Below are 16,574 nucleotides of genomic sequence, written 5' to 3' on the forward strand. Positions count from 1 at the left end.
GTGGTAGATAGTTCGCCAACCGGTATAGGTTCTTCCGATCGTGTGACGGTTCCGAAGATCCGCTTCTATAGTTTCGGGGCGTCCTATCTGGGGAGGGCTGATGCGATCAGGCCGCGTCGTCTGGCTGGCCGCCGTCCTCATAGGGCTTTTCTCCTCGCTGACCGCCCCCGCGGCCGAAGCCAAGCCGAATCCCCAGACGGAGCTGAACCGGCTCACCAAGCAGGCGGCCGCCCTGCAGAAGGCCTACCGCGGCGAGATCGAGAGCCTGGAGGACGCCAAGAGGGCCGCCAAGAAGGCCGGCGACCGCACGAAGAAGCTCGGCTCCGACCTCGCCCGGGCCAAGGTGGAGATCGCCCGGTTCTACAGCAACTCGTACATGTCAGGCAGCATCGACGGTCCGAAGGTCTTCACCTACAGCGGCGACGCCGACACCATCCTCGGCCAGGTCGCCACCGTCACCTACCTCGCCGAAGAGAAGAACCAGCGGCTCAACCGGCTCAACGACCTGCTCAAGGAGTCCAGGGACGCCAAGACGCAGGCCGACGGCAAGATCGACGACCTGAAGAAGGAGATCAAGAACCTTCTCGACAAGAAGGCCGACGTCGAGAAGCTCCTCAAGAAGTTCGGCTTCCAGAAGCCCGACGCCGGCAGTGGCCTCACCCCGCGCATGATCAGCGTCCGCAACATCATCATGCAGAACTTCCCGATGCCGTTCAGCGTCGGCTGCCTCCGCCCGGGCGACCCTGGCGAGCACGGCAAGGGCCGGGCCTGCGACTTCATGATGAGCACGGGCGGCCGCATGCCCGACGCCGCCTCCCAGGCGCGCGGCGACGCCCTCGCGCAGTGGTGCATCGAGAACGGCCGCCAGATCGGCATCATGTACATCATCTGGCGGCAGCGCTACTACGACATCCGCACGGGCGCGGGCTGGCGGCAGATGTCCGACCGGGGCGGCATCACCCAGAACCACTACGACCACGTCCACGTGTCGGTCTTCTGAGGGCTCAGGGCCGGGGACGGGTGGCGACGCGCTCCTTGAACCAGTGGTAGGACGCCTTCGGCGTGCGCTTCTGGGTGGCGAAGTCGACGTGGACCAGGCCGAACCGCTGATTGTACCCCTCGGCCCACTCGAAGTTGTCCAGCAGGGACCAGACGTAGTAGCCGCGCACGTCCACGCCCTGCTCCATCGCGGCGCCCACGGCGCCGATGTGCGCGTCGAGGAAGGCGACCCGCTCCTGGTCGTCCACCACTCCGTCGGGGCCGGGGACGTCGGGGTACGAGCAGCCGTTCTCGGTGACGTACAGCGGCGGGAGCGCCTCGCCGTACCGCTCCTTGAGGCCGGTCAGCAGCCATCGCAGGCCGTCGGGCACCACGGGCCAGCCGAAGCCGGTGGTCGGGTACCCGGTGAGGCCGGCGTCCTCGAACGGCAACCCGGAGGCCGGTCCGGAGGGCGGGGCGGCGATGCGCGTGGGGTTGTAGTAGTTGACGCCGAGACCGTCGAGCGGCTGGGCGATGATCTCCAGGTCCCCGTCGCGGACCCCGCCCGGCTCGGTGATCCCGTACACCGACAGGTCCGGGTACCTGCCGATCAGCACGGGGTCGTTGAAGAGCCTGTTGTGCAGCGTGTCGTACGCGTCCGCGGCCCGCGCGTCCTCGGGGGAGCCGGAGGCGGGCAGGACCGGCGTGCAGTTGTTGGTGATCAGCACCCGCTCCGCGCCGCGCGACCGTAGGGCCTGCACGGCGAGGCCGTGACCGAGCAACTGGTGGTGCGCGACGGGGAGGGCGTCCAGGAAGAGCGTCCGGCCCGGGGCGTGGGTGCCCAGGGCGTACCCGTAGACCATGTGGACGAACGGCTCGTTGAGCGTGATCCACATCGGGATCCGGTCGGCGAGGCGCTCGGCCACGATGTCGGCGTAATCCGCGAAGTGCCGGGCAGTGTCGCGTTCGAGCCAGCCGCCCTCGTCCTCCAGAGCCTGCGGGAGGTCCCAGTGGAAGATCGTCGCCGCGGGCACGATGCCCTTCGCGCAGAGCTCGTCGACCAGGCGGTCGTAGAAGTCGAGGCCCGCCTCGTTGACCTTGCCCCGGCCCTCGGGCTGCACTCTCGGCCACGAAATGGAGAAGCGGTAGGAATTCACCCCGAGGCCCGCCATGAGCGCGACGTCCTCGGGCCAGCGGTGGTAGTGGTCGCAGGCGACGTCGCCGGTGTGGCCGTCCCGGACCCGGCCGGGTTCGTGGGTGAAGGTGTCCCAGATGGACGTTCCCCGGCCGTCCTCCGCCGCGGCACCCTCGATCTGATAGGAGGCGGTAGCGGTGCCCCAAAGAAACATGGTGACCTCCGGTCTCATGAGTAGTGCTCATGTTAAGCCCCGGCAGGGCGAATCGGGAGGATGATGGGGGCATGACGAACGTCTCCGCAGGGACGCTGCGCCGCCGTCCCGCTCAGCGTCGCAGCGTGGAACGAGTAGAGCGCATGCTCGACGAGTGCGCCCGGCTTCTGGACGAGGTCGGGTACGACGGTCTGACGACGAAAGAGGTCGCGCGACGCGCCGGCGTGCCGATCGGCACGTTCTACCAGTTCTTCCCCGACAAGCAGGGCCTGGTGCGCGCGCTGGCCCTGCGCAACCTCGACGCGTTCCTCGAACGCATCGCCGCCCGGGTCAGCTCGACGAACATCTCCGTGTGGACCGACGGCGTCGACTTCGTCGTCGACGAGTTCGTGGCGATGAAGCGCAGCACCCCCGGCTTCGCCGTCGTCGACTTCGGCGAGATACTCCCCACCCCCGGCGGCCCCGCCCTGCGCGGCACCAACCGCATGCTGGACGCCGCGCTGGAGAACAACGTCATCGTCGCCGACCGGCTCCGCGCGCTCACCATCGAGCTCCTCGGGGCGCCGGCCGGTCCCGGGCTCGACCGGGCGCTGATCGTCGCGGTGGAGGCCGCGGACGCCGTCCTGAAGCTCGCCTTCCGCACCCACCCCGACGGCGACCCCGAGCTGATCGCCGAATGCAAGCACCTTTTGCGCCGCTACCTCGCCGACCACCTGCCCCAGCCGTGACGACTGGACCGACCGGTCTACTATGCAGGGGAGGAAACCGACGGCGGACAGGAACGCGGTGAAGGGGCAGTGGGGACCAAGGGGCAGGCGACCAGGAGCCGGATGCTCGACGCGACACGCGACCTCGTGGAGGCCGGAGGCTACTACGGCACCGGCCTGAACCAGGTGCTCGCCGTGAGCGGCGCCCCGCGAGGCTCGCTGTACTTCCACTTCCCCCAGGGCAAGGACCAGCTCGTGGCGGAGGCCATGATCCGGGGCGGCGCGGAGGTGGCGGCGACCGTCGAGGAGCTGGCCGGGTCGGCCGCCGACGCCGCCGGCCTGGTCACGGCCATCCTGACCACGCTCGGCGACCGGCTGGAGGCGTCCGGCTGGACCAAGGGCTGCCCGGTGGCGACGGTCGTCCTGGAGGTCGCCGCCACCAACGACGAGCTCCAGAAGGTCTGCGCCGACATCTACGCCTCCTGGCGGGCGGGCCTCGCGGCCCGCATCGCCGCCGACGGGCACAGCGGGCAGGAGGCGGAGGAGCTCGCCACCTTCGTCCTCGCCATGATCGAGGGCGCCCTCCTCCTGGCCCGCGCCGAACGCTCCCGCACCCCCATCGACGCCGTCGCCCGCCGCGTAACCGCCTTGCTGTAGCGACGCCGTGCCGCGCGCCGGCCGTCTCCGTGTCAGGCGAGGGTGGGGTCGTCGAGGCGGGACCGAAGGCCCTCGTCCAGCTTCAGGTCGCGAGCGGCGAGGAGCTCGTCGAGCTGTGCCAGGGAGCTGGCGCCGACGATGGGCACGATGTCCTGCGCGAGCAGCCATGCGAGCACGACCTGGTTCGCCGTCGCCCCCAGTTCCTTGGCGACCTCGTTCAGCCGGGCGAGCCGGCGCGTCGTTCCGCCGTGCTCGTACCACTCCGGGACGGGCCGGTCGGCCCTTCCGGTGTAGGCGCCGGTGAGCAACGAGGTGTAGACCCACAGCCGCATCCCCTCGCTGCGCACGTAGTCGAGCATCTCCTCATTGACCTGCACGTGGCCGCTCTCCGGCAGCCGCACTCCCGGGCGGGGGCGCAGGTAGGAGTGCCTGAGCTGGATGTGGGTGTACGGCGTCAGCCCGTTCGCCCGCGCGACCGCGCGCGCCCGCTCCACCCTCCACGCCGGGTGGTTGGAGGCGCCGACCGCCCCCACGATGCCCGCGGCGGCCAGCTCGCCGAAGACGCCCACCTGCTCCTCCAGCGGCGTCGCCCGGTCTTCGATGTGCGCCCAGTACACGTCGATGTGGTCGGTTCGCAGCCTGCGCAGGCTGCCCTCCACGGCACTCCGGATCGCGGAGGCCGACAGGCCTTCGGCCGAGTCGAGCGTACGGTCGCCGGGGACGGTGGGGCGTGCCCCGCACTTGGTGCTCAGGACGACCCTGTCCCGGTTGCCCCGCGCGGCGAGCCACTTGCCGATGGTGGCCTCGCTCTCGTCACCGGTGGCCCCCTCGACCCAGAAGGGGTAGTTGTCGGAGGTGTCGATCATGGTCCCGCCCGCCTCGACGAAGCGGTCGAGGATGGCGAACGAGCCCGCCTCGTCGATGGACGTGCCGAACGGAATGGCGCCGAGCGCGATGTCTGTCATGCCTCACATCGTGGAAGCTGGAGCGAACTCCAGGTCAAGACCGTCGTCTGCTTCCGGTGGGGTCGTGGCGGACCCTGAGGGCGTGTTGACCTGGAGTCGGCTCCAGGTGTAATGATCTGAGGCGTGAGCGTCTACACACCTGCCCAAGCCGTCGAGGAGACCGGCTTCAGCCTGGACACGCTTCGTTACTACGAGCGCATCGGCCTGCTGGAGCGGGTCGAACGGAACGCCGCAGGTCAAAGACGGTTCAGCGAGAGCGACGTCAGCTGGCTCGGCATGCTGCGCTGTCTGCGTGACACGGGCATGCCCATCGCCGAGATGCTGCGCTTCGCCCAGCTCGTGCGCAGCGGTGACGACACCATCGCCAAGCGCCTGGACCTTCTGGAGGCCCACGACCGCGAGGTGGAGGACCAGATCGCCAGGCTTCGCGAGAAGCAGGAGGCGCTCCAACACAAGATCCAGTACTACCGGGACGTCCTGACGCTGGCCGAGACCCCGTCCCCCTGCGTCCACACCCCCGAGACCGAACCGGTCTGACCGGGCCTCTCGCGTCCGCGCCGGTCTGACCCGCCCCCCTGTGGCCGCCCCGAGGCCGGACCCGTCTGGTGACCTGCCCGCCTTGCCGAGGAAGACCCCCGGCCCCTCGCCCCCGAGGGCGGGCCGGTGTGGGAGGGGCTCGGCTCGGTGGCGGGTCACACCCGGCTCGGGTTCTTGTGGTTCGTGGTGTCGTAGGCGCTGGCCTGGAGGTTGTAGAGATCGGCGTAGATGCCGTCGTAGGCCATCAGCTCGTTGTGGGTGCCCTGCTCCACGACCTTGCCGTGGTCGAGCACGTAGATGCGATCGGCGAAGCGCACGCTGGCCAGGCGGTGGGTGATGAGCAGGACGGTGCGCCCGTCGGCGTGCTCGCGGATCCGCTCGAACAGGGCGTGCTCGGCGCGGGCGTCCAGGGCGGCCGTCGGCTCGTCGCAGATCAGCAGGGGTGCGTCCCGGTAGAAGCCCCTGGCCACCGCGATCCGCTGCCACTGGCCGCCCGAGGGCTCGTGGCCGTCCTTGAAGCGGCGGTCGAGCAGGGTGCGATAGCCGTGCGGCAGCTCGGCGATCACCTGGTCGGCCCCGGCGACCGCCGCCGACGCGTGTAACGCCTCCTCGCCCTTCTCCAGCCCCATCGCGATGTTGTCCTTCGCCGTCAGGGGCCAGCGGGTGTGGTCCTGGGCGATGACCGCGATGCGGCTGCGGAGATCCTCGTGATCGACCTGCCTGAGGTCGACGTCGTCCCACCGCACCTGACCTCTGCCGGGGTCGTAGAGACCGGCGATGACCTTCGAGAGGGTGGTCTTGCCGGAGCCGTTCTCTCCCACCAGGGCCACCACCTCACCCCTGTCGAGGTGGATGGACACCTGGTCGAGCGCGGGGTCGTCCTTGCCGGGATAGTGGAAGGTCACCTCGTCGACGGTGATGCGCCCGAAAGCGGAGGGCGCCGGGAGGGGACGGGCGGGGCCGAAACCCTCGCGTCCCAGCGTGCAGAAGTCGAGGAAGTCGGTGAAGTAGAGCCCCTCTTCGTAAAGCCGGTTGGTGGAGTGCATGAGGTTGGCCAGGGAGCCCTGGCCGGACCGGATGGCGAGCACGGCGGTGCCGGCGACCGCCAGCGGCACCGCGCCGATGGCGAGCAGCACGCCCAGCGCGACGTAGACGATGGCGGTGCCCAGGCCGCCGAGCGCCTCCCCGATGACTTTCGCCACGGTCTGCCGCCGTGCGAGGCGCAGCACCACCTCCTGCTCGGCGCCCGCCACCGCGTCGTACAGCCGCATCAGGAACCGGCGCATGGTGAACGAGCGGATCTCGGCGGCGGTCTCCCTCTCGGCCATCAGCTCCGACAGGATCCACTTGCGCCTGCGGACCGGGATGAGCCCGTACATCGTGGTGTAGCGCATGCGGGCCGAGCGGACGGCGGCCCAGGCGTCGGGGATGACGGCCAGGACGAGCAGGGGGAGCAGCACGGGATGCAGGATCCCGAGCACGCCGGCGGCGGCTCCGAGGCCGATGAGCCCGGTCAGCACGTCGATCGCGGAGTCGACCACGCTGTCGACCGTGGACACCCCTCGGGTGCGGGCTCGCTGGAGGGAGTCGTGGAAGTCGGGGTCGTCGAAGCGGATCAGTTCGACACGGGTGGTCAGGTCGTAGAGCTGCTTCTCGGCGATGCGGGCGACCTGGGGCTCGAGCCGGGACTGGGCCCAACCGGCCCCCGCCTGCAGACCCGTGCGGAGCGTGGCGGCGGCGCCGACCAGCAGCAGGCTGGGCAGGGCGGCCTTCACGCGGTCGGGGGTGGGGCCGGCGGAGAAGAGCGCCTGCAGCACGCCGGTCGTGGCCAGCAGGCCGAAGGCGGTGAACACCCCGCCCAGCACGCTGAGGGAGACCGTCGCCAGGGCGTCGCGCGGGCTCGCCCGCCAGGCCATGCGCACGGCCTGGCCGATGAGCGAGGGCAGCCTGCGGGCGATCGTGAGGAAGCCCACTCCGCTCATGGTCGTGGCGTGGGCGTACCAGTCGCCGATCCGCACCTCACCGAGCTCCACCGGCGGTTCGCCGTCCGCCGCGTGGTCGCTCTCCGGCGAGGAGGTCTCCGGGAGGGGGATGCGCGGCGCGGAGCCCTTGGGGGAGCCGCCTTCCGCCGCCGGGGCATGGGCGGCGGAGCCGTCAGACGTGGAGGATTCCGGGGGAACGTCGGCCATGCTTCGCAGTGTGACCTGCGCCACCGACAGTTTAAAGCCGCCGCCGTAAAGGTGGGACTTTTAAAGTCGCAATTAGTTGGTCTGCCGGTTAATGCGGCCGCCGAGGTGGCTCTGCCGTGTCTAGCGGGACCTGCTGGTTCTCTTCCATTGGTTCGGGTCGCGCGTGTGCTCCGGGAGCTGCGAGGCGAGGCGCTCCGCCTCGTCGTGCAGCGCGGCGATGAGCAGGAGTTCGAGGCCCAGGTCTTCCAGATCGACGGTGTCCATCTGAGTCTCCCGACATGAGGTGCCTTGCGGTCCGGAGGTCGCCCGGGGAGCCGGTGCAGGGGAATCTTACCTTCCGTGATGGAAGTCTGCACCCTTGGCCTGCCACTGTCACTCTTCGTGCAGAAGGGGCGGCCCGTAACTCGGCTTCGGGTGGGTCTTCTATCCCCTCCGCGTACGGGGACGGCGGCGGCTCGTGCGTCCACTGTCGCGCCACAGGTGATCTCCCACCGCCGCATCGTTCCGGCCCTGTCCTGCTGGACGGCGCTCCGCACGGGAACGTGCCAGAGCCCCCGTGCGGCCCGGCCCGGCGTGGTGCCGAACCGTGCCTTGATCGCAGCAGCCTAGCGAATGTGATCTTAATTATGGAAGCAGAAAATCTAGAAAAATCACCGCATTTGCAGGTTTCAGGCGCGGTCGATCCCTTGACAGTGACCTTCAGTTGGCCCGCCCCGGACGCGGATTGCGGGTTCCGGTGGAAATAACTATGGAGGGTTCATCGCAGTGTCGCCGGGGGCGCCCGCGACGCGGGCGCCGTCGGGAGCGGTCAGCCGGAGCGGACGTCCAGGCCGAGGGCAGTGGCGATCATGACCGCCTGGGGAACGTCGACCACCGCGTCCGTCAGCGCCGTGGTCAGCGGGTCCAGAGAGGACAGGTCGCTGCCGCGCAGGTCGCAGCGGGACAGGTCCGCCCGGGTGAGCGAGGAGCCCGACAGGTCCACCTGACGGAGCTTGGCGCCCTCGCAGCGTGCTCCGGTCAGGTCGGCCTCGCGCATCCGCACGTCGGTGAAGGAGACCCCGCGCAGGTTCGCCCCGGGCAGGCCGACGAACGACCAGTCGCCCCCGTCGACCTTCAGCAGGTCGAAGCTGCAGCCGTCGAACACGCTGCCGACGAGCTTGCACCCCGTGAAGGTGGCGTCGAAGAACGAACACCGGACGAAGGCGCAGTTCAGGAAGGCGGCGTCGGTGTGGGTGGAGGCGTTGAACTTCACCCCGCGGAAGGTGCAGTCGGTGAAGACGGCGCCCTTGCCGGACGCCTCGGTCATGTCCACGTCGATGAAGGCGACGTTGGCGTGGCTCTCCCCGGAGAGGTCCTTGCCGTCCCAGTCCTCGAACTCGATGGACGTGTGCGTCTCGGGCGCCCGACGCCCGTGCGTGCGGTCAGCCACGGTGGTCCGTAACGAGAGAGCCGCCGGTGGCGACGAACGTGACATGACGGGCATTGCTTCCGTCGAACGAGATCATGAGAGCGGCTCGCACTCTTGTCGCGGTCTTGTTCATGTGATGGGCTTTCGTCTCGTGGAGGTCAGGGCCATGTGATCTGCTCGTGGAGATCGTGAACCGGGCCGCTCGTGAGGGCGGCGGCCGGCGACGGCGTCTCCGGTGCGCAGGACCGGCTGCCTTTCGGCAGGTCCGGTTCACGCTATATGGAGACGTTATTCGCGCACCCTTGACGCCCTGCCTCGCGAAGTGAATTGATTGCTTACTGACAACGTTGTCAGCGGGCCTGGCATCGGGGGCGGGCCCACGTGGACAGCCTCCTTCAACCCTGAAGGGACCAAAGGAATGCGACGACGGTGGATGTCGGCCGTCGCGGTCACCGTGGCAGGCCTCCTCTCCCTCTCCGCCTGTGGTGGCGGCGGTGGCGAGAAGAGCACCGGCGGCGAGCAGGCGGCGAAGAAGCAGGTCGAGGTCTTCTCCTGGTGGACGGGCCCCGGCGAGGCGGACGGCCTCAAGGCCATGCGCGAGATATTCCAGAAGCAGAACCCCAACCTGACGTTCTTCGACGCCGCCGTCGCGGGCGGTTCGGGTGACAAGGCGCGGGCGCTGCTCTCGAGCAAGCTGCAGGCCGACCAGCCGCCGGACACCTTCCAGGGGCACGCGGGCGCCGAGCTGCAGGGCTACATCAAGGCCGGCAAGCTCGAGCCGCTGAACTCGCTCTACGACGAGCTCAAGCTCAAGGACGTCTTCCCCCAGCAGTTGGTCGACCAGCTCACCTACGAGGGCAACGTCTACTCGGTGCCGGTGAACATCCACCGCTCGAACGTCCTCTGGTTCAACCCGAAGGTCCTCAAGGCGGCGGGCGTCTCCGCGGCGCCGAAGACCGTCGAGGAGTTCATCACGGACCTCGAGGCCGTGAAGAAGACCGGGAAGATCCCGCTCTCGATCGGTTCGGAGTGGACCGTCGTCCACCTCCTGGAGAGCGTGCTGCTGGGCTCCCTCGGCACCGACGGCTACAACGCGCTGTGGGCCAAGGGCGCCGACTGGTCGAACGCCAACGTCACCAAGGCTCTGGACAACTTCAAGACGATCCTGTCGTACGCCGGCGCCCCGCAGGACGACTGGCAGCCGGCCGCCAAGCAGGTCGCGGACGGCGCGGCGGCGTTCAACATCATGGGTGACTGGGCTTACGGCTACTTCCACAACCCCCCGGACGGCGGCCTCGGCAAGAAATCCAAGGAGGACTTCGACTGGGCGCCCTCGCCGGGCACCGACGGGACGTTCCTGTGGCTGTCCGACAGCTTCACCCTCCCGAAGGGCGCGCCGAACAGGGACGGCGCCCTCGCGTGGCTGAAGGTCGCGGCGAGCAAGGAGGGCCAGGACGCCTTCAACCCCAAGAAGGGCTCCATCCCGGCACGCAAGGACGCCGACAAGAGCCTCTACCAGGACTATCTGGCCTGGTCGCTGGAGGAGTGGTCGAAGGACAAGCTCGCCGGCTCGATCCAGCACGGCGTGGTGGCCAACGACGCCTGGAAGACGGCGATCACCGAGGCGGTCGGCCTGTTCCTGCAGAGCAAGGACGTGGCCAAGCTGCAGCAGGCGCTCGTCGAAGCCGCCAAGACCAACAATCAGTGAGCTGATCTCGTACGGCCTGCGCTCGCCCGCCCTCGTGGCGCGGGCGCAGGCCTTCGCTGGGGGTATGTGTGTCGCGCGTTCGCAGATGGCTGCCGGGGCTGCTCCTGGTCACGCCGTCGATCATCGCGATTGCGGTCTTCGTGTACGGCATGCTCGGCTGGAACTTCAAGCTGGCCATGACCGACCGGCACGATGAGATCTCGGTCGGCAAGTTCGTCGGTCTCGAGAACTTCGTGTCCCTGTGGGACCAGGAGCGCTGGGGCATCTCGGTCAAGCACGCGGTCATCTTCACGGTGGTCTTCGTGGGCGGCGCGCTCGCGCTGGGCTGGCTGCTCGCCTTCCTGATGGAGAAGGGGATCAAGGGCGAGGGCGGTTTCCGGGCCGTCTACCTCTTCCCGATGGCGATCTCCTTCGTCGCGACCGGTGTGGTGTGGCGCTGGCTGATGAACAGCGGGCAGGACGCGCAGGCGGTCGGGCTGAACCGGCTCTTCCAGGGCATCGGGCTCGGGTTCCTGCAGAACGACTGGTTCCGGGGCCAGGATTGGGGCATGGCCGCCATGGCCATCCCGGCGATCTGGCAGATGTCCGGATATGTCATGGCGCTGTTCCTGGCCGGATTCCGGGGAGTGCCGGAGGAACTGCGCGAGGCCGCGCGGGTCGACGGCTGCAAGGAGTGGCAGGTCTACCGGTACGTCGTCTTCCCGTTCCTGCGGCCGGTCACGCTCTCCGCGCTGATCATCCTCGGGCACATCTCGCTCAAGGTCTTCGACCTGATCGTTTCGGTGTCCGGCAAGCAGATCATCACCGACGTGCCCGCCGTCTTCATGTGGGTCGCGGTGTTCGACGCCCACGACCCGGCCAAGGGCGCGACGATCGCCGCGTACATCGTGCTGTCGGTCGCCGTCTTCGTCGTGCCGTACCTCGTCTGGAACGCCCGCAGGGAGAAGCGCTCATGAGCACGGCCGTCGCGGCCCCGCCCGAAGCCCGGCACCAGGCCGCACCCGTGGTGCGCCGGGTACGGTGGCCGGTCTACGTGCGGTTCGCACTGCTGATCGGGTTCATCCTGGTCTTCCTCATCCCGATCTACGTGCTGCTGGTCACCAGCTTCAAGCCGCTCACCGAGGCCGACCCCAGCCAGGCCTGGGCCCTGCCCAAGGTCTGGACGACCGAGGCCTGGGAGGTCGCCTGGGACAAGCTCAAGCCCGGCATCGCCAACAGCTTCCTGCTCGCCATCCCCGGATCCCTCATCTCGGCCGCCCTCGGCGCGATGAACGGGTTCGTGCTGTCGAAGTGGCGCTTCCCCGGCGCGGACGTGGTGTTCACGCTGTTCCTGTTCGGCATGTTCATCCCCTACCAGGGGGTGATGATCCCGCTCGTGCAGCTGATGGTGGACCTCGGCGTGTACGGCGGTATCCCGGGGCTCGTCCTCGCCCACGTGGTGTACGGCATCCCGATCTGCACGCTGATCTTCCGCAACTACTACGTCACGATTCCGGACGAGCTCATGGAGGCGGCGCGGGTCGACGGGGCCGGCATGCTGCGGACCTTCTGGTCGATCGTGATCCCGGTGTCCGGCCCGGCGTTCGCCGTCGTCATCATCTGGCAGTTCACCTCGATGTGGAACGACTTCCTGTTCGCCGTCTTCCTCACCGGTCCCACCTCGTGGCCGACCACGGTCATGCTCAACAACATCGCCGGCGCGCAGACCGTGCCGTACAGCCAGCAGATGGCCGCGGCGATCCTCGCCTCCATCCCGACGATGATCGTCTACCTGCTCCTCGGCCGGTTCTTCATGCGAGGCCTCATGGCAGGCGCGCTGAAGGGCTGAGGCCGGGCCTGCCTCGCCGCGCGCGGCGAGGCAGAGGGGCGCCTCGCGGATCAGCCGCCGTTCACCAGCGCGTCGCCGAGCGGCGTCCGGTGGTACACCACCGAGCGTCCGACCCGCGTGCCGGTGACCAGGCCCGCCCCGCGTAGCGCGGCCACGTGGTCGCCGGTGCCGCCGAGGCTCATCCCGTGCAGGGCCGCCAGTTGCGTGGTGGTCGCGGGCATCTCGAGCAGGATCGCGGCCCGCGTCCTGCCGATCAGCCGCGCGAGGCCCTTGGAGGGCGCGTGCTCGGCGGCGGTGCCCCGGGCGGGGTAGAGGAGCGCGTACGGCCAGGCGTCCTCCAGGTAGGCGCCCACGCCGGGAGGACCGAAGACGGTCGGCACGAACAGCAGGCCTCGCCCGCCGAGCCGGTGCCTCTCGTCGGCCCCCTCGCTTTCCATACGCACCTCGATGTGGCCGTACCGCCCGTCGGTACGCCAGCGGACCTGCGGGCTGAGGTCGTCCAGGGCCGCGCCCCACCCGTAGGCGGCGAGACGTCCGGCGCGCTGGATCACGTCGCGTTCCAGGATCGCGTGGAAGCGGGGCCACTCCGGGGCGACGAGCTCACGCCAGGCGGCCTCGAGGACGCCGGCGAACAGCGGCACGACGTCCGGTCGCCGCAGGGTGGCCATGATCTCGGGAGCCGGGGCCTGTCTGCCTTCGAGGTTGCGCGCGATCTCCTCGCGGGCCTGGGCCAGGGGCGTGGCGCGGACGACCCTGAGTTCGTCCTCGATCGCGACGTTCAGGCCGGCGGGGGGCGGGGCGATGAAGTCGACGTTGTACTTACCCCGCCTGAACAGCGCCACCAGCGCGGCCGTCCCGTCCACCTCGCGCAGGAGCCGCTGGTACGGCTCGCGCCGCCGCTCGGCCCACGGCAGCAGCACGCCGGCCTCCCTCGCACCCGACAGCGCCCACAGGGCGTGCAGGGTCTCGATCAGCGGCGAGATCGCGAAGCGGCTGGCCATGACGTCCTGAGGGCTGACCTCGATACGGATCATCCACCCCGGCACGCGCCCTCCTGACCTTTCGCCTATTTCCGAAATAGTAGGCGGTGCGGTGCGCCTACCCCCACGATCGTCCGCGGAGGTGGGGCGGGTGACCGACACGACGCGACAGGACGGCGGCCGGGCCGCGAGATTCGGCGAGATCCTCAAGGTGGCGGAGTTCCGTGTGCTCTTCACGAGCTTCGCCCTGCTGGTGCTCGGCGACACGGTGAAGAGTCTGGCCTTCTCGGTGCTGATCTACCAGCGCACCGGGTCGCCGGGCCTGTCGGCCGCGGCGTACATGATCGGGTTCCTGCCGCAGGTCATCGGGGCGACGTTCCTGCTGTCGATCACCGATCGCGTACGCCCGCGCCCGCTCATGCTGGTCGGCGAGGCGATCAGGATCGGCGTCTGCCTCGCCCTCGCCCTCGGGGACCTGTCGATCTGGGCGATGCTGCTCGTCGTGCTGGTCACCGGCGTGCCCACGCCCGTCTTCTCGGCGGCGCGCAACGCCATACTGCCCGATCTGCTCGAAGGGGACGCCTTCGTGGTGGGCCGGGCGCTGTTCACCGTCAGCGCCGCGTCGGCGCAGGTCGTCGGCCTCGCCCTGGGGGGAACGGTGCTGGCCGTCGTCGGCCCGCAGAAGGCGTTGCTGATCACGGCAGTGCTCTCCCTGGGCAGCGCCCTGTTCATCCGGTTCGGCCTCGCCGACCGGCCGGCGCGGGCCGCCCAAGGGGCGGGACGCGACACCGTCCGTACCACCCTGCGCGTCAACCGCATGCTGCTGGCCGACCGGCACGTCCGGGTGCTGATGCTGGCGATGTGGCTGCCGTTGCTGTGCATGGTGGGCGCCGAGGCGGTGTTCGTGCCCTATCTCACCGGGCTCGGCTCACCGTCCGCCGCGGGTGCCGTGCTCGCCGCCACGGCCGTCGGGATGGGCGTCGGGGAGTTCCTGGTGGGACGGTTCGTCCTGCCGGAGACGCGCGAGCGGCTCGTGGTGCCCCTGATGGCCGCGCTCGGCGTGCCCCTGCTCGGCTTCGCGTTCCACCCCGGTGTCGTCGCCTCGGCCGTGCTCGCCGCCCTGGCCTCGGCCTGCATGTCGTACACCCTCGGGCTCCAGCGGCCGTTCGTGGACGCCGTGCCGGCGGACGTGCGCGGGCAGGCGTTCGGGCTGCAGAACGCCGGGACGATGACGGGCCAGGGCCTCGGCGCCGGGCTCGTCGGAGCGGTCGCCGAATGGGCACCGCCCCACCAGGCCATAGCCCTGTCCGGCCTCGCCGCCATCATCGTGGCCTTCGCCCTGTCGCGCATGCTGACCAGGGCCCGGCCGGCGTGATCAGGGCGAGAGGCGAACCGGCTTCCGAACCGCCCGCGGTGTTCAGGGCCCTGGCCGAACGGGTGCTTCGTGTGCCGCCGTGCTGTAAGCGGCGCGCCAGGTAGCGGGAGGCATGCCGGCCTGGCGCCGGAAGAACGTGGTGAAGTTGCCGACGTCCCGGAAGCCGAGTCGTCTGGCGCAGCCGCTCACCGGCAGGTCGGTGTGAGCGAGCAGTCTTTTGGCCTCCAGCAGGATGCGCTGGTCGAGGAAGGTCTTGGCGCCGGTGCCGGTGGCGGCACGCGTCGCCCGGGTGAGCGTCCGCACGTCATAGCCCAGGTGCTGCGCGTAGTCGGCCACGTGGTGCCAGTCGGTGAAGCGCTCCTCGACGGTGGTCCGATAGGTGTGAAATACAGCCATATGCCGGTTGCTGGACCTTGTCGCGCCGGTTGAGGCCGATGTCTCGGGGAGGGCGCGCAGGATCAGCGCCGCCAGCAGGTGGGAGAGCAGCGCGGGAGACGCCAGGCGCGGTGTCCGTACCGCCGCGTCGTGTTCGCGGTCGAGATGTTCGGCCGCGAGCAGGGCGAGGGACAGGCGTCGCTCATCCAGGTGCCAGCATGCCGGCGTGGTCGCCTCTGACGCCGTGAAACCGGGAAGGAAGCCGGGCCGGAAGAGGACCAGCGGGCCGTCGCAGTCGTCGATGTCGCTCCAGCGGTGCACCATGCCGGGCCGGATCCACACGGCGCTGCCTTCCTCCAGCCGGTACCCGTGGAAGTCCGCTTCGTGGGCGCCGCTTCCGGAGGCGACCAGGGCGAACACGTGGAAGTCGGGGCGTTGCGGCAGTACGCGACGGCGATGGACGTCCATCTCGCGCAGCGCGGCGAAACCGAGCACCTCCACCCCGTACGCCGAGCCGACGGCGGGCAGATAGTGCAGCTGCCGCACAGTACCATGTCCGTTTTTCACAATGACTGTGCTCCTTTCCGCCAAAGCGCGGACACCCTCCTCACATACCGTCGCGGCTGAACCTGACAAGCAGGTCAGGTTACCGGTTCAGAGCTGCGGCAGGACGGACGGCAGCCGTTTTCCGCAGCCGACAGGAAGGGCGCGATGATGACGGAAACGACAAGGACACTTCCCGTGGCGGGCGGGTCGCTCGACGTGCGAACGGGAGGCCACACCGGACCGGCACTGGTGTTCGTCCACTACTGGGGCGGCTCCGCCGACACCTGGAACGGTGTGATCGGCCACCTGCCGCCTGGACAGGCGACGGTTCGCTTCGACCAGCGCGGCTGGGGCGCCTCGCGAACGTTGCCCGGGCCCTACCACCTGGACCAGCTCGCCGACGATCTCGCCCGGGTAGCCGAGACGAGCGTCCCGGGGCCGTACGTCCTCGTCGGCCACTCGATGGGCGGCAAGGTGAGCCAGCTCGTAGCGGCCCGCCGACCGGCCGGGCTGGCCGGCCTGGTGCTCGTCGCGCCCGCGCCGCCACAGCCGCCCGCCACGGTGACCGAGGAGTATCGGCAGGGCCTGTCACACGCTTACGACTCGCCCGATACGGTGCGGCACGCCCTCGACCACATCCTGACCGCCACACCGCTGCCCAAGACGATGCGGGACATCGCGGTACGCGACAGCCTCGCCGCCGGCGTCGAGGCCCGGCACGAGTGGCCCCTGCACGGAATCGCGCGGGACATCACACGCGCCGCGCGGGACATCGAGGTCCCCGTGACGGTGCTCGCCGCGGAGAACGACGTGGTGGAGCCGCCGCGCGTCTTGCGTGACCACCTCCTGCCCCACATCCGGCACGCGACCCTGACGACCGTCCCCGACGCAGGCCACCTGCTGCCCGCGGAAGCCCCAGGCGCCGTCGCGGTGGCCCTCGAAGACTTCCTCACGGCCGTTCGGCGCCGGTGA

At 69.6% G+C, this 16,574-nt stretch carries 16 protein-coding genes; 9 read left to right on the plus strand and 7 right to left on the minus strand.

Annotated elements, in window-relative coordinates:
* The first annotated feature begins 100 nt into the window (after nt 1-100).
* Nucleotides 101-1,000 (plus strand): coiled-coil domain-containing protein, encoded by a 900-nt coding sequence (locus tag KIK05_RS06565; RefSeq protein WP_214409641.1) that lies wholly within the window; start codon nt 101-103, stop codon nt 998-1,000.
* A gap of 4 nt (nt 1,001-1,004) precedes the next feature.
* On the opposite strand, the gene KIK05_RS06570 is transcribed toward KIK05_RS06565, so the two are convergent.
* The gene (locus tag KIK05_RS06570; RefSeq protein WP_214409642.1) at nt 1,005-2,327 is read right to left on the minus strand and encodes a GH1 family beta-glucosidase; all 1,323 of its coding nucleotides are present in this window, start codon (nt 2,325-2,327) and stop codon (nt 1,005-1,007) included.
* A gap of 71 nt (nt 2,328-2,398) precedes the next feature.
* On the opposite strand from KIK05_RS06570, the gene KIK05_RS06575 reads away from it, so the two are divergent.
* Both KIK05_RS06575 and KIK05_RS06580 read left to right on the plus strand, forming a co-directional pair.
* Entirely contained in the window at nt 2,399-3,055 is a 657-nt protein-coding gene (locus tag KIK05_RS06575; RefSeq protein ID WP_214409643.1) for a TetR/AcrR family transcriptional regulator, read from the plus strand.
* 102 nt (nt 3,056-3,157) lie between these two features.
* Nucleotides 3,158-3,691, plus strand: a complete 534-nt coding sequence (locus KIK05_RS06580) for a TetR/AcrR family transcriptional regulator (protein ID WP_250562314.1) — start codon at nt 3,158-3,160, stop codon at nt 3,689-3,691.
* Between the two features lie 32 nt (nt 3,692-3,723).
* Here the strand turns inward: KIK05_RS06580 and KIK05_RS06585 are convergent, their stop codons facing one another.
* Nucleotides 3,724-4,656, minus strand: coding sequence for an aldo/keto reductase (locus KIK05_RS06585; protein ID WP_214409645.1), 933 nt, complete (start codon nt 4,654-4,656; stop codon nt 3,724-3,726).
* A 123-nt stretch (nt 4,657-4,779) separates the two neighbouring features.
* Here KIK05_RS06585 and KIK05_RS06590 point away from each other — a divergent pair, with 123 nt between their 5' ends.
* Complete coding sequence (locus KIK05_RS06590) at nt 4,780-5,193, plus strand: MerR family transcriptional regulator (RefSeq protein ID WP_214409646.1); 414 nt, start codon at nt 4,780-4,782, stop codon at nt 5,191-5,193.
* 155 nt (nt 5,194-5,348) lie between these two features.
* On the opposite strand, the gene KIK05_RS06595 is transcribed toward KIK05_RS06590, so the two are convergent.
* The 3 genes from KIK05_RS06595 to KIK05_RS06605 form a co-directional block, all read right to left on the minus strand.
* Nucleotides 5,349-7,382 carry an ABC transporter ATP-binding protein gene (locus KIK05_RS06595; protein WP_214409647.1) on the minus strand — a complete coding sequence of 678 codons (2,034 nt, stop codon included), beginning with the start codon at nt 7,380-7,382 and terminating at the stop codon, nt 5,349-5,351.
* A gap of 120 nt (nt 7,383-7,502) precedes the next feature.
* Complete coding sequence (locus KIK05_RS06600; protein WP_214409648.1) at nt 7,503-7,646, minus strand: hypothetical protein; 144 nt, start codon at nt 7,644-7,646, stop codon at nt 7,503-7,505.
* 544 nt (nt 7,647-8,190) lie between these two features.
* A complete protein-coding gene (locus KIK05_RS06605; RefSeq protein ID WP_308249779.1) occupies nt 8,191-8,811 on the minus strand; it encodes a pentapeptide repeat-containing protein in 621 nt (206 codons plus the stop codon).
* A gap of 412 nt (nt 8,812-9,223) precedes the next feature.
* Here KIK05_RS06605 and KIK05_RS06610 point away from each other — a divergent pair, with 412 nt between their 5' ends.
* The 3 genes from KIK05_RS06610 (at nt 9,224) to KIK05_RS06620 (ending at nt 12,326) form a co-directional block, all read left to right on the plus strand.
* On the plus strand, nt 9,224-10,498 hold the full coding sequence (locus tag KIK05_RS06610) for an ABC transporter substrate-binding protein (protein WP_308249780.1): 1,275 nt from the start codon (nt 9,224-9,226) through the stop codon (nt 10,496-10,498).
* A 68-nt stretch (nt 10,499-10,566) separates the two neighbouring features.
* Entirely contained in the window at nt 10,567-11,454 is an 888-nt protein-coding gene (locus KIK05_RS06615) for a carbohydrate ABC transporter permease (RefSeq protein ID WP_214409651.1), read from the plus strand.
* Entirely contained in the window at nt 11,451-12,326 is an 876-nt protein-coding gene (locus tag KIK05_RS06620) for a carbohydrate ABC transporter permease (RefSeq protein ID WP_214409652.1), read from the plus strand. The genes KIK05_RS06615 and KIK05_RS06620 overlap by 4 nt, the downstream gene beginning before the upstream one ends.
* 50 nt (nt 12,327-12,376) lie before the next feature.
* Here KIK05_RS06620 and KIK05_RS06625 read toward each other — a convergent pair whose 3' ends face one another.
* Nucleotides 12,377-13,372 carry an ArsR/SmtB family transcription factor gene (locus KIK05_RS06625; protein WP_308249781.1) on the minus strand — a complete coding sequence of 332 codons (996 nt, stop codon included), beginning with the start codon at nt 13,370-13,372 and terminating at the stop codon, nt 12,377-12,379.
* 85 nt (nt 13,373-13,457) lie between these two features.
* Here KIK05_RS06625 and KIK05_RS06630 point away from each other — a divergent pair, with 85 nt between their 5' ends.
* Entirely contained in the window at nt 13,458-14,681 is a 1,224-nt protein-coding gene (locus KIK05_RS06630; protein ID WP_214409653.1) for an MFS transporter, read from the plus strand.
* A gap of 42 nt (nt 14,682-14,723) precedes the next feature.
* On the opposite strand, the gene KIK05_RS06635 is transcribed toward KIK05_RS06630, so the two are convergent.
* The gene (locus tag KIK05_RS06635; RefSeq protein ID WP_214409654.1) at nt 14,724-15,602 is read right to left on the minus strand and encodes a helix-turn-helix transcriptional regulator; all 879 of its coding nucleotides are present in this window, start codon (nt 15,600-15,602) and stop codon (nt 14,724-14,726) included.
* A gap of 168 nt (nt 15,603-15,770) precedes the next feature.
* On the opposite strand from KIK05_RS06635, the gene KIK05_RS06640 reads away from it, so the two are divergent.
* Nucleotides 15,771-16,574: an alpha/beta fold hydrolase gene (locus tag KIK05_RS06640; RefSeq protein WP_214409655.1), complete on the plus strand. Its 804-nt coding sequence runs from the start codon at nt 15,771-15,773 to the stop codon at nt 16,572-16,574.

The organism is Sphaerisporangium fuscum (genome assembly GCF_018531465.1).
GTDB classification, from domain to species: Bacteria; Actinomycetota; Actinomycetes; order Streptosporangiales; family Streptosporangiaceae; genus Sphaerisporangium; species Sphaerisporangium fuscum.

What these genes read in the sequence shown, in the direction of transcription:
- KIK05_RS06565 (WP_214409641.1), top strand. Translation starts at nt 101, where the DNA reads ATGCGATCAGGCCGCGTCGTCTGGCTGGCCGCCGTCCTCATAGGGCTT.
- KIK05_RS06570 (WP_214409642.1), bottom strand. Translation starts at nt 2,327, where the DNA reads ATGTTTCTTTGGGGCACCGCTACCGCCTCCTATCAGATCGAGGGTGCC.
- KIK05_RS06575 (WP_214409643.1), top strand. Translation starts at nt 2,399, where the DNA reads ATGACGAACGTCTCCGCAGGGACGCTGCGCCGCCGTCCCGCTCAGCGT.
- KIK05_RS06580 (WP_250562314.1), top strand. Translation starts at nt 3,158, where the DNA reads ATGCTCGACGCGACACGCGACCTCGTGGAGGCCGGAGGCTACTACGGC.
- KIK05_RS06585 (WP_214409645.1), bottom strand. Translation starts at nt 4,656, where the DNA reads ATGACAGACATCGCGCTCGGCGCCATTCCGTTCGGCACGTCCATCGAC.
- KIK05_RS06595 (WP_214409647.1), bottom strand. Translation starts at nt 7,382, where the DNA reads ATGGCCGACGTTCCCCCGGAATCCTCCACGTCTGACGGCTCCGCCGCC.
- KIK05_RS06600 (WP_214409648.1), bottom strand. Translation starts at nt 7,646, where the DNA reads ATGGACACCGTCGATCTGGAAGACCTGGGCCTCGAACTCCTGCTCATC.
- KIK05_RS06610 (WP_308249780.1), top strand. Translation starts at nt 9,224, where the DNA reads ATGTCGGCCGTCGCGGTCACCGTGGCAGGCCTCCTCTCCCTCTCCGCC.
- KIK05_RS06620 (WP_214409652.1), top strand. Translation starts at nt 11,451, where the DNA reads ATGAGCACGGCCGTCGCGGCCCCGCCCGAAGCCCGGCACCAGGCCGCA.
- KIK05_RS06640 (WP_214409655.1), top strand. Translation starts at nt 15,771, where the DNA reads ATGACGGAAACGACAAGGACACTTCCCGTGGCGGGCGGGTCGCTCGAC.